Raw genomic sequence first — 12,002 nt, 5'->3', positions numbered from 1 at the left:
CCCACCTGACCGGCCGCTGAGCCAGGCGGAAGGGTCAGTCGGCGAGCGGCCGGCCGTAGGTGATCGCCTTGAGGACCGCGGGCGGAGCGACAGACCTGTACTCCGCGTCCGGCCGCGCTCCGAGGGCGTCGTTGACGGTGGAAAACGCGATCCGCAGCGCCACGAACGCGGTGATCGCGAAGATCTGCCGATCCGTCCATCCGGTCTCACGTAGCGCACGAACGTCCGGCGCCGAGGTGGCGTTGGGATCACGAGCCACCTTCCGGGCCCACTCGGCGAGTGCGTGCTCGGCGGGGGAGAGACCGAAGTCGTCCCCGCGCAGCACCCCGGCCGCCAGGTCCTCGTCGGCCACCCGGGCGAGCTTGGTGCCCCAGGCAACGGAGCAGTACGAGTCGCCCAGCGCCGAAGCGCACGCGGCGACAAGAATCCCGCGCTGGCGATAGCTCAACCCGTGCTCGTGAACCAACTGGCCGAGGAGCTCGAAGATCCCCTCATGCAGTGTCGGCTGATAGGCCCACAACCTCGACGCGTTCATCACGAAACCGACCTCCTCGCGGTCATCCGCGAAGATCGCCTCGGACCTGGCGGTCGGCTCCGGCCAGTCGATCAGACTCATCGCCCATCCGCCGTCCGCGCCAGATACGCGGTCACCGCGAGCTCGGCCCGCAGCGGCAGCCCGTCGCGCACCCGCCCCTGAGCCTGAGCAACCGCTCTCTGCAGGAACTCGGCCTCTCCCACGTTCTGGATCGCCTCGTACGCCGGCCCGGTGGATGCCAGCGCGCGTGCATAGTGCTCGGGATCGGCGAACTCCCAGGCGAACGGCAGGCTGACCCGTTGGACCTCCACGAATCCGAACCGCGGCAGCAGTTCCTCTCCGACACCAGGTCGCCCGAGGGACACCATGTTCGCCTGATTCTGCACCTTCGCCGTCGACGCGAGCCGGAACGGCTGAAGTGCCCACACCCCGGGGGACTTCTTGAGATGTCCCCAGACGCTCAGGCCGACGCGGCCACCCGGCGCCAGCACCCGGTGGACTTCGGCCAGCGCGGCCGGCGTCGTACCCCAGACTCCGCGGAAGCTGGTGACGACGTCGAAGCTGCCGTCATCCCAGGGCAGCGCGTGCATGTCGCCCACCCGTACGTCGGAGTCCGGGTTCCGGTCCTTGGCAATGGCAACGAGTCGCGGAGCCGCGTCGATGCCCGCGCAGCGAGCACCCCGAGCCCGGGCCAGTTCGATCGAAAGCCCTGCCCCACAAGCGATATCGAGCAGTCTGTCACCGTCGGTGACACCGAGCCGGTGGTGCAGAGCGGCGTACTCGCGGCAGTTCGCGGGCTCGCTCAAAGTCGCGAAGTCGGCTGCCCGACGGCCCCAGCCCTCGTCGACCAGCGTCCAGGCCGCCGCAGCGGTACTGGTGGTCATGGTGACTCCCAAGATCAATGAATTAGTGCGGTGAGGGCGGGATTGTCGATGCCGGCGGCAAGGAGCCGCGCGGACCCGGCGGCCTGCTCGTCGCCGAGTCGGGCCTGGTGCAACTTGGCCCGGACCACGAGTTCCCGCATATCGCAACGTGCAGCCAGGGCGGCCAGCTGAGTCACCAGCGGTTTGGCCCGTACGTCGTCGTCGCGATCCAGTGCGGTTGTGATCGCCGCATCGAGCACGTGCGCGTGGATCCACTGGTAGCGGTCGGGTTCGCGGCTGGACCGGGTGGCTGCCTGCTCGAGCCACTCGGTGGCGCCCGCGTGATCGCCGCGGCCGGCGCTGAGCATGCCGAGTCCGCGGCCCGCCATACCTTCCCAGCAAGGGTCATTGAGCTGGCAGCCCAGCACCCACGCCTGCTCGAATCCGTCGACCGCGGCGTCGACATCACCCGCCATGAGGTTGAGCTCGGCCATGAGCGCCTGCGGCCAAGGCAGGAAGGCGATCCAGCGTTCTTGCCGGACGAGATCGAGCGACTCCCGGACGATCGCGTTCGCCTGGCTGTGCTCGGCTCGCAGCAGGTGTGCTCGCCCCAGCAACGACAGGGACCACGCTTGCTGGCGGCGATCCCCGCACCCACCGGCGAGCTCGGCGGACTCGGCGAGCTCCGCGAGCGCGGCCGGATAGTCCCCGACGTCCGAAGAGTTCATCCCTTGTACTCCGAGGATCGCCGCCTGCTCCTCATCCGTCTCGGCCAGCGCCTGGGCCTTCGCCAGCCAGGTGGCCGCAGTACCGCGTCGTCCGGCCTGGACCTCCACGAAGCCCAGTTCGCGATGGGCGGTCACCGAGGTGATCCGGTCACCTGCCTGGTCGGCGACCAGGATCGCTTCGTGCAGGACGATCGCGCCTTCTTCGTCATGACCGCGGATCGCGTGCACGAGAGCACCGCCGAGAGCGGCGAGAGCGCGACCTCGGAGTGCGGTGTCACGGCAGTGATCAGCCTCGGCGACCGCTCTCCGCAGACACTGCACTCCGGCGTCGACCGCACCCGCCACGATCGCCGCCCGGCCCGCCTCCAGCTGACTTGCCGCAGCGGCCCGGCCGCTCAGCGGCGGACCCGACAGCGAGCCTGGTCCGACTGCCGAAGCCTCTTTGAGAGTGGCAGAAGCAGAGACCCCGAGCTCTCGCCGGAACAGGTCCTCACAGACCGCGATCTGCCGCAGCGCGCCCTGCCGATCGCCTGAGATCGCGAGGCTCCGGACGAGCAGTTCGTGGTTGCCCTGCTCGAGCGGATTGATCGCCACCGCCTTCGACGCATAGGGAATCGCGTCCTTCGCCTGCCCGGAGGCGACCAGCGAGACCGCCGTCTCCCGCAGCCGAGCTTCGATCGCGGCGGAGAGCCGCAGCCGCTCCACCAGCAACCACGAGGCGAATTCGGGGCACGAGGCAACTTCTACCCCTTCGAGAAGTTCCCCGTCGAATTTCAGCAGCGGCTCCGGATCGGCCGACTCCGCGGTGACCAGCAGGACGTCCACGCTCGTCCGGTCGTCGAGTGTCGTGACGACCGGATCCCCGGTCAGGACGTCGCGCGCGTCCATCGCGCGCCGAAGCTCGGCCAGAGTCCAGCGCAACGCCCCCAACGGATCGTCCGCGTCCGCGAACAGCAAATCGGCCAGCTTCTTGCGGCTCGGCGGGCGATCCGTGAGCAGCAGGTAGGCGAGCAGGGCCCAGGCCTTGCGGCCGCGGGGCGGACGAACCGGACTGCCGGCGTGCTCGATCGTCGGCGGTCCCAGCAGCCGGATCGTCCCCATCGTCACCCTCCCCTGGAGATCCTCGGTGTGACCGGTCAGTGCCTGATGCCGACAGCTTCGAGATACTCCGCGCGGGCGGCGACCGTGCCGTCGTCGGCCTTGTTGAACGCGCGCGGCACCTCGGCGAGATCTGCCGCGAACTTCGCCAGGTCGTCGCCGGACAAGGTGCCCGCGAGCTTGGTGATCGGGCCGTAGAACTGCCGGAACCACTCGGAGAAGTGGTCGAGGGAGCGGTACCTGAAGACGTACTCGCGCTTGGTCATGCCGACCCACTCGACCCGGTCGCCGAACAGCGTGGCCAGGTGCTCCTCTGTTCCCCACAGCGTGGCGGGCTGGACGCCAGCCGGCGGCGGCGCCCACTTGGACACCGTCTTGAACAGCTGGCCGACCATCCCGGCCGGCGTCCAGCTGGCCAGCGCGATCTTGCCGCCCGGCGCGGTGACCCGGACCAGCTCGTCCGCGGCCTGCTGGTGGTTCGGTGCGAACATCACTCCGACCGTGCTGAGCACCAGGTCGAACTCCTTGTCCGGCACCGGCAGCTGCTCGGCATCGCCTTCGAGGAACGTGACCGGCAGATGCTCGGCGGTAGCCCGCTCGCGGCCCTGGGCGAGCAGGTTGGCCGCGTAGTCGACACCCGTCGCGTCGGCGAAGCGACGCGCGGCGGCCATCGCGGCGTTGCCCTGACCGCAGGCGACGTCCAGGACCTTCTGGTCCGCGCGGACGTCGGCGGCTTCGACCAGCAGCTCGGCGATGATCTGCAGCGTGTTACCGACCCGGGGATAGTCCCCGGTCTCCCAGCCGGCGCGTTGCTTGTCCTTGATGGCCTCGAAATCGACAGCCGTGCTCGTCATGCGTTTCCCCCTACTGCCGTTGGTGCGTCCCCCAGCAACGCCACCGCCCCTTGCGGCGTTGGCTCGATCAAACCAGCCGGGCGTGTGATCGGCCGTGTGACGGGAGTGGCGAATCCTTCGTCACGGAGAGCAAGGCAGCGTTGTCAGGGGTTGATATATCGACTGACCAGCGAGTTAGGCACACGCATTACGACGTTGGAGCCAAGGTCTTGCCAACGTTGTCATGGCTACTTATAGTCCGAGGAACATTCCGGACTGTAGTCGGAGCCGGGGAACAAGTGAAAGGGAGGTGGCTTCCATCACACAGGTCGGCGCGCGAGGAAGCGCCGGGTGAGGGCGCGAGAAGCGCCGAGTGAGGAGAGTCCCGCGGGGGACTCGGAACCAAAGGGATCCACATCGTGACCGACGCGCCGCGCCCCACGGGACCAGTCGGTCATCGTCGGCCAGGTCGAGTACACGGTCTTCGACAGTTTCAACGGGATGATCCCGAACGGCACGCCGGGCGGCGCCGGCGTGGAGCTGAGCACCGAGCCGATGTTCTTCCTCAGCTTCGCCACGGGCAAGCTGACGCCGTGGCTGGCGACGGAGTACAAGTACAACGACAGCCACACCGAGCTGACCATGAAGTTCGACCCGAAGGCGCACTGGAATGACGGCCGGCCGCTGGGCGCGAACGACTTCAAGTTCACCGTCATGCTGCTGAAGGATCGTCCTGACCTGTTCGGCGGCGGCGGTGACCTGAAGGAGTTCGTGAAGGACGTCGAGGTGACGGACGACCACACCGCGGTGGTCAAGCTGCTCAAGCCGACGCCGCGGCTGCACTACAACTTCATCGCCGCGATCGCCGGCGCGCCGATCAACCTCATGCCCGAGCACGTGTGGAAGTCGCAGGACCCGACGAAGTACAAGGACAACCCGCCGGTCCGGTCCGGACCGTACAAGCTGAAGCAGGCGATCCGGAACCAGAAGATGTTCATCTGGGAGAAGGACCCGGACTACTGGAACAAGGACAAGCTCGACCCCAAGCCGCAGTACGTGGTCTTCCAGAGCACGTCGAAGCAACTCGACCAGGCGTCGCTGGCGTTCGAGCGGGCCGAGTTCGACGTCGGCTCGGTCGACGAGCAGCATGCCAAGCAGTTGCGCAACACCGGGTACCCGAATCTGGTCACGACCCAGTTCCACGACCCGAACCCGCGGGTGATGTGGCTGAACTGCGACCCGGCCCGGGGCGTGGTCTCGGAGCCGAAGATGCGCTCGGCGATCAACTACTGCCTGGACCGGGAGAAGATCGGCAAGTCGATCTGGCCGATCCAGGTGCCGCCGGCCCAGTACCCGTGGGCGGACTACCCGACCAACGACAAGTGGAAGAACGACGAGCTGGCGAACAAGTACAAGTTCGAGTTCAACCTGGACAAGGCGACCGAGCTGCTCGACGAGATCGCGCCGAAGAACGCCGCCGGCAAGCGCGCGTACAAGGGCAAGGAGGTCAACCTCGAGATCATCACGGTCTCGCCGGTCGACGGACCCGAGTACGCGATGGCGAACGTGCTGAAGGCGGACCTCGCAAAGGTCGGCGTACCGGCCACCCTGCGCAGCCTGGCCGGCAGCGTGCACGACGAGAAGTTCCAGCGCGGTGAGTACGACATCGACTCGAACTGGGCCGGCTTCGCGATCGACCCCGAGCAGCTGTACTCCGACTGGGAGAGCAGCAAGGCGCAGCCGATCGGCAAGAACGCCGCCCAGAAGAACAAGATGCGGTTCCGGAACGCCGAGTTCGACGCGGTGTCGTCGAAGCTGGCTCAGCTCGACCCGGAGTCTCCGGAGGCCAAGCCGCTGCTCGACAAGGCGCTGGAGATCTACTTCCAGCAGCTGCCGTTGCTGCCGGTGATCCAGACCGGCTACCCGTCGTACTTCAACACGGCGTTCTGGACCGGCTGGCCGACCGACGACGATCTCTACGAGGTGCCGCTGAACTGGTGGCCGCATTTCATCTTCGTGCTCGGCAAGATCAAGGCCACCGGGCAGAAGGGACCGGCGTGACGACGGAGGCGCCGCCGGTCGTTGCTGTCGACAAGCCGCAGGACTCCGCACCCTCGACGGGGGTGCGGGCCCGGCTGTCGCGGCATCCGCTCGCGGCGTACGCGATCCGCCGGTTCGGGCTCTACCTGGTCGAGCTGTGGGGCGCGCTCACCATCGCGTTCTTCTTCTTCCGGCTGATGCCGGGTGACCCGATCCAGACCCTGATCCAGACCCTGCAGCAGAACTACATCTACAACCAGCAGGCCAGTGCCGAGATCATCGCCCGGTACCAGCACGAGTTCGGCCTCGACGGCAACATCTTCTCCCAGTACCTCAGGTACATGGAGAAGCTGGTCCTGCACGGCGACCTGGGGCCGTCGTTGATCAACTACCCGACGCCGGCCCAGGACGTGATCCTCCGGGCGTTGCCCTGGACCATCGGTCTGCTCGGGATCTCCGCCGTCCTGGCCTGGGTGTTCGGCATCATCATCGGCGCGATCGCCGGCTGGCGGCGCGGCAGGCTCGGATCGTCGATCGCGACCAACCTGTCCATCGCGCTGTCACACGTGCCGTACTTCTTCGTCGCGCTGATCCTGGTCTACATCTTCGCGTACTCACTCGGGATGCTCCCGGCCAGATCGGCGTACGACTCCCGGATCGAGCCGGGCATCAGCCTGGACTTCATCGGCAGTGTGCTGAAGTACGGCCTGTTGCCGGGGTTGTCGATCGTGGTGATCGGGACGTTCAGCTGGATCCTGTCCACCCGGATGCTGATGGTGCCGGTGCTCGGCGAGGACTACCTGGTCTACGCCGAGGCCAAGGGCCTGAAGGGATGGCGGATCCTGACCCGCTACGCGCTGCGGAACTGCTACCTGCCGCAGATCACCGCGTTCGGCATCTCGCTCGGCTTCATCTTCAACGGCAACGTGCTGGTCGAGCAGCTGTTCAACTATCCGGGTCTCGGGACGACGCTCGTCACGGCGATCCAGCAGCTCGACTTCAACACGATCCTCGGGGTGACGAACATCGCGATCTTCTCGGTGCTGACCGCGGTCCTGATCCTCGACCTCCTGCTCCCGTTGCTTGACCCTCGGGTCAAGTACTGGAACTGATCGCGATGAGATTTCTGGAAGCGGTTCTGCGAACGGTCCGGCACAGCCGGCGGCTGGCGACCGGACTGGTGATCCTCGGGCTGATGGTGCTGCTGGCCCTGCTCAGCCCGCTGATCGTGAAGGCGATCGGTGGCAGCACCGATCCGCTCGAGCTGGCGGCGTACGAACGCTGGCTGGTGCCGGGGCCCGGCCATCTGCTCGGCACCGACCAGTTCGGCCGGGACGTGTTCGCGATGGTGGTCAGCGCACTCGCGGTGTCGCTGCAGATCGGGGCGATCGCGGGTCTCATCTCGACCGTCGTCGGTGTGATCGTGGCGTTCGTGGCCGGGTACAAGGGCGGCTGGATCGACGGGTTGCTGTCGACTTTCACCGGGATCCTGCTGGTGATCCCGACGTTCCCGTTGCTGATCGCGCTGTCGGCGTACGCCAAGAACGTCAGCCTGTTCCAGGTCGGCGTGATGATCTCGATCTTCAGCTGGCCGTTCGCGGCCAAGACGATCCGCTCGCAGGTGCTCAGCCTGCGCTCGCGGCCGTACGTCGACCTGGCCCGCGTGAGCAAGGCCCGGGACCTGGAGATCATCGGTACCGAGCTGCTGCCGAACCTGCTGCCGTTCATCGGCGTCGGGTTCGCCTCGTCGGCGCTCGGCGCGATCTTCGGGCTGGTCGGGCTGGAGGTGATCGGTCTCGGTCCTGGCGGCGTGATCGACCTCGGGCAGATCATCTTCAACGCGATCAACACCGGCGCCCTGACGCTCGGCGCCTGGCCGATGTTCGTCGTCCCGATCGGGTTGCTGACGCTGCTGTTCGCCGCGCTCAACATGATCAACATCGGGTTGGAAGAGGTCTACAACCCACGGCTGAGAGGAGTGGCCGGTGAGTGAGCCGACCGTTCTGGAGGTGTCCGGCCTCGAGGTGACGTATTCGACCAACCGCGGCGACGTGCGCGCGGTGCAAGGCCTCGACCTGTCCGTACGCCGGGGCGAGATCCTCGGGGTGGCCGGGGAGTCGGGGAGCGGCAAGAGCACCCTCGCCGTCGCGCTGCTCAGGTTGCTCAAGCCTCCGGGCAAGGTGACCGCCGGCTCTGCGATCTTCCACCCGAAAGGCAGATCGCCGGTCGACCTGCTGAAGGTGGAGGGCGAGGAGCTCCGGGTACTGCGGTGGAGCGCTCTCTCCTATCTGCCGCAGGGGTCGCAGAGCTCGCTCAACCCGGTGATGCGGGTCGAGGACCAGTTCAGGGACGTCATCCTGGAGCATGCGCCGGAACGCAAGGAAGCGCTCTCCGAGCTGATCCACCGGTTGCTCGCGCAGGTCGGGCTGGAGCCCCGGGTGGCCCGGATGCACCCGCACGAGTTGTCGGGCGGGATGAAGCAGCGCGTGCTGATGGCGATCTGCGTCGCGCTCGAACCCGACCTGGTGATCGCCGACGAGCCGACCACCGCGCTGGACGTGACGATCCAGCGGGTGATCCTGCAGAGCCTCGCGGACCTGCGGGACGACTTCGGCGTCACGCTGATGGTCATCTCGCACGACATGGGGGTGCACGCGCAACTGGCCGACCGGGTCGCCGTGATGTACGAGGGCCGGCTGGTCGAGGTGGGCGACGTGCACCAGGTCTTCAAGGATCCGCGGCATGAGTACACCCGGCAGTTGATCGAGTCGATCCCGCGGGTCGGAAGGAGAGCGTCATGACCGACAAGGTGATCGAACTCCGGGGCGTCCAGCAGCGGTTCCACGCTCGCGGGACCGCGGACGGCTACCTGACCGCGGTCCAGGACGCCAGCTTCACGCTGGCGGCCGACCCGCCGCAGGTGGTCAGCCTCGTCGGTCAGAGCGGTAGCGGGAAGAGCACCATTGCCCGCAACGTCCTGGGTCTGCAGAAGCCGACGGCCGGCACGGTGACGTATGGCGGCAAGGACATCTTCAACCTGTCGCGCGCGGAGTACGACGAGTACCGCAAGAACGTGCAGCCCGTCTTCCAGGACCCGTACTCGATCTTCAACCCGTTCTACCGGGTCGACCGGGTGCTCTGGAAGGCGGTGAAGAAGTTCTCCCTCGCGTCCACCCGGGAGGCGGGGGAGGCGTTGATCGAGGAGTCGCTCGAGGCGGTCAGCCTGGATCCGGGTCGCGTGCTCGGCAGGTATCCGCACCAGTTGTCCGGCGGGCAGCGGCAGCGGATCATGCTCGCCCGGATCCACATGCTGCGTCCGGCGTTCGTGATCGCCGACGAACCGGTCTCGATGCTGGACGCCCAGATCCGCAAGATGTTCCTCGACATCCTGCTGGACTTCCAGCGCGAGCACCGGATGACGACCCTGTTCATCACCCACGACCTGTCGACCGTGTACTACCTGGGCGGCCAGGTGATGGTGATCACCAAGGGCGACATCGTCGAACGCGGCCCGGTCTCGTCGGTGATGCACGAGCCCAGTCACCCCTACACCCGGCTGTTGCTCGACTCCATCCCCCAACCCGACCCCGCGAACCGCTGGACTACCCGCATCAAGGTCGACGAGTCACCCGACACCGACACGACCGCGGCCGAGGCGCCGGAACCACGGCCGCTGCTCTAGCCGGACGCCCAGGCTATTTGATGGCCCGGAGGTCCGGCCCGTGAGAGCCGGCCGGTCAGTCCGTGATGATGGCGGGGTCGCTGAGGCCGGGGTCGCCGGTTTCGACGTGGCCGGCGAGCCTTCTGAGGAAGGCGTCGGCGGTCACCACCACGTCGTACCAGCGTCGGCTGTGGGCGAGGTCGACCGTGTACTTCGCGTGGCTTCCGGCCCGGAGCGTGAGCGTCTTGGGCTTGCCGCCGTAGGCGTTCGTGATGGTGACCGTCGTGGTGGCGTCGCCGTTGTTGGTGATCGTCAGGTCGAGGTCACCGCTGCGGGCGTTGTGTTTGGCGGCCACCTCGAGACCGGCGACGGGCTTGCCGTGGAAGGTGCGGAGGAACCCGTTCGGGCCGTGCACGGTCAGGTCGTACAGGCCGCCGGAGTACGCAGTGTTCCAGGTGTCGGAGATCGACTTGCCGGCCTCGGTCGTGTAGGTCCAGGGGCCGTCGGAGCGGTTCCCGGAGGTAACCAGGAACTGCCCGCCGGCCGCCGCACCGGACCGGAACGTCAGGCCGAACTTGCCGCCGGCAACCACCGCGCCGTCCACGGTCGGTGCGTAGGGCAACGGCCTGGTACGCCGCGCGCCGCGCTCCTGGCCCGGCACGCTCCCGACCGCGGGAGGCGTCGGCCGGTAGTCCGGGTGACGCTCGTTGTCCGGCGGCTCGTAAGCGGATGTGTCGGGCAAGCGGCCGGGCCAGTTGTCCTCGCGGCTGAAGTCGAAGGCCGACGTCAGGTCACCGCAGACCGCCCGGCGCCACGGCGAGATGTTCGGCTCGTGCACGCCGAACCGGCGTTCCATGAACCGGATGATCGAGGTGTGGTCGAAGACCTCGGAGCAGGTGTAGCCACCCGTGCTCCATGGCGAGACCACGAGCATCGGCACGCGCGGCCCGAGGCCGTACGGCCCGGCGGCGTACCGCGGGCCACCCGGGTAGAGGTCGGGGGCGACGTCGGTGGTGGACAGGCCCTGCGCCGCCGACGACGGCGGGTACGGCGGTACGACGTGGTCGAAGAAGCCGTCGTTCTCGTCGTAGGTGATGAAGAAGGCGGTCTTGCTCCAGACGTCCGGGTCGGACGTCAGCGCGTCGAGCACCTGCGAGATGTACCAGGCGCCGTAGTTCGACGGGAAGTTCGAGTGCTCGGTGAACGCCTCGGGCGCCGCGATCCAGGAGATTTGCGGGAGGTTGCCGCTCTTGACGTCCGCGCGAAGGTGGTCGAACAGGCCGTCGCCGGCCTTCGCGTTCGTACCGGTGCGGGCCTTGTCGTACAGGGGATTGCCGGGCGAGGCGTTGCGGTACTGGTTGAAGTACAGCAGCGAGTTGTCGCCGTAGTTGCCGCGATACGCGTCTTCGATCCAGCCCCAGCTCCCGTCGGCGTTCAGGCCGTCGCCGATGTCCTGGTAGATCTTCCACGACACCCCGGCCTGCTCGAGCCGCTCCGGGTACGTGGTCCAGCCGTAGCCGAGTTCGTCGTTGCCGAGCACCGGGCCGCCGCCCGTGCCGTCGTTGCCGGTATACCCGGTCCACATGTAGTAGCGGTTCGGGTCGGTGGCGCCGATGAAGGAGCAGTGGTACGAGTCGCAGATGGTGAACTTGTCGGCCAGCGCGTAGTGGAAGGGGATGTCGTCCCGGGTCAGGTACGCCATCGTCGGCGCTGTCTTGGCCGGCACCCACTGGTCGTACTTGCCGTTGTTGATCGCCTGGTGACCGTCGGGCCAGCTGTGCGCGAGGCCCTGCAGGAACTGCATGCCGAGATCGTCGGCCTCGGGGTGGAAGGGCAGGACCTCCTTGCCGCCGCCGGTCTGGTGGAAGACCGACTTGCCGCTCGGCAGACTCACCGGCCGCGGGTCGCCGAAACCGCGGACGCCCTTGAGCGAGCCGAAGTAGTGGTCGAAGGACCGGTTCTCCTGCATCAGCACGACGATGTGCTCGACGTCCTTGATGGTGCCGTGCCGGCGATGGGCCGGGATCGCGGCGGCCTGCTCGATGCTGTTCGACATCGCTGCGAAGGCCGCGGTACCACCGGCCAGCTGGAGAAACCTCCGGCGATTGAGCTCTGGCATGACTGGGTCTCCTCATCGGGGCGGACGGGTGGAGCGTTCAACACCAGCACTGCATCGCAGGCACCCTGACCGGAACACCCGATGGACGGAACATGAAGTTTCGTGTTCGCTACTCCCGACTTCCA

At 67.3% G+C, this 12,002-nt stretch carries 10 protein-coding genes; 5 read left to right on the top strand and 5 right to left on the bottom strand.

Features of this window, described 5'->3' with window-relative positions; genetic code table 11:
* Window positions 1-34: 34 nt before the first annotated feature.
* The 4 genes from EV644_RS13895 to EV644_RS13880 are packed head-to-tail and all read right to left on the bottom strand — an operon-like array spanning window position 35 to window position 4,078.
* Complete coding sequence (locus tag EV644_RS13895) at window positions 35-616, bottom strand: carboxymuconolactone decarboxylase family protein (RefSeq protein ID WP_132188662.1); 582 nt, start codon at window positions 614-616, stop codon at window positions 35-37.
* A complete protein-coding gene (locus EV644_RS13890) occupies window positions 613-1,419 on the bottom strand; it encodes a class I SAM-dependent methyltransferase (RefSeq protein ID WP_132188661.1) in 807 nt (268 codons plus the stop codon). The genes EV644_RS13895 and EV644_RS13890 overlap by 4 nt, the downstream gene beginning before the upstream one ends.
* Before the next feature lie 14 nt (window positions 1,420-1,433).
* Complete coding sequence (locus EV644_RS13885) at window positions 1,434-3,227, bottom strand: AfsR/SARP family transcriptional regulator (RefSeq protein WP_132188660.1); 1,794 nt, start codon at window positions 3,225-3,227, stop codon at window positions 1,434-1,436.
* A 35-nt stretch (window positions 3,228-3,262) separates the two neighbouring features.
* Window positions 3,263-4,078, bottom strand: coding sequence for a class I SAM-dependent methyltransferase (locus EV644_RS13880; RefSeq protein WP_132188659.1), 816 nt, complete (start codon window positions 4,076-4,078; stop codon window positions 3,263-3,265).
* A gap of 480 nt (window positions 4,079-4,558) precedes the next feature.
* Between EV644_RS13880 and EV644_RS13875 the strand changes: the two genes are divergently transcribed.
* Genes EV644_RS13875 through EV644_RS13855 form a run of 5 tightly spaced genes read left to right on the top strand, consistent with a single transcriptional unit; the run spans window position 4,559 to window position 9,779 of the window.
* The gene (locus EV644_RS13875) at window positions 4,559-6,118 is read left to right on the top strand and encodes an ABC transporter substrate-binding protein (protein ID WP_241998134.1); all 1,560 of its coding nucleotides are present in this window, start codon (window positions 4,559-4,561) and stop codon (window positions 6,116-6,118) included.
* Window positions 6,115-7,209: an ABC transporter permease gene (locus EV644_RS13870; RefSeq protein WP_132188658.1), complete on the top strand. Its 1,095-nt coding sequence runs from the start codon at window positions 6,115-6,117 to the stop codon at window positions 7,207-7,209. Before EV644_RS13875 ends, EV644_RS13870 begins: the two co-directional genes overlap by 4 nt.
* Before the next feature lie 5 nt (window positions 7,210-7,214).
* Window positions 7,215-8,090: an ABC transporter permease gene (locus EV644_RS13865; protein WP_132188657.1), complete on the top strand. Its 876-nt coding sequence runs from the start codon at window positions 7,215-7,217 to the stop codon at window positions 8,088-8,090.
* On the top strand, window positions 8,083-8,898 hold the full coding sequence (locus tag EV644_RS13860; protein ID WP_132188656.1) for an ABC transporter ATP-binding protein: 816 nt from the start codon (window positions 8,083-8,085) through the stop codon (window positions 8,896-8,898). The genes EV644_RS13865 and EV644_RS13860 overlap by 8 nt, the downstream gene beginning before the upstream one ends.
* Entirely contained in the window at window positions 8,895-9,779 is an 885-nt protein-coding gene (locus tag EV644_RS13855; RefSeq protein WP_132188655.1) for an ABC transporter ATP-binding protein, read from the top strand. The genes EV644_RS13860 and EV644_RS13855 overlap by 4 nt, the downstream gene beginning before the upstream one ends.
* 55 nt (window positions 9,780-9,834) lie before the next feature.
* Here EV644_RS13855 and EV644_RS13850 read toward each other — a convergent pair whose 3' ends face one another.
* Complete coding sequence (locus tag EV644_RS13850) at window positions 9,835-11,877, bottom strand: phosphocholine-specific phospholipase C (protein ID WP_132188654.1); 2,043 nt, start codon at window positions 11,875-11,877, stop codon at window positions 9,835-9,837.
* Window positions 11,878-12,002 lie beyond the last annotated feature (125 nt).

The sequence above is a fragment of the Kribbella orskensis genome (assembly GCF_004342085.1).
Classification (GTDB): Bacteria; Actinomycetota; Actinomycetes; order Propionibacteriales; family Kribbellaceae; genus Kribbella; species Kribbella orskensis.
Note: the sequence above shows the minus strand (reverse complement) of the source record. Positions and strands in the feature narration are given on the sequence as shown.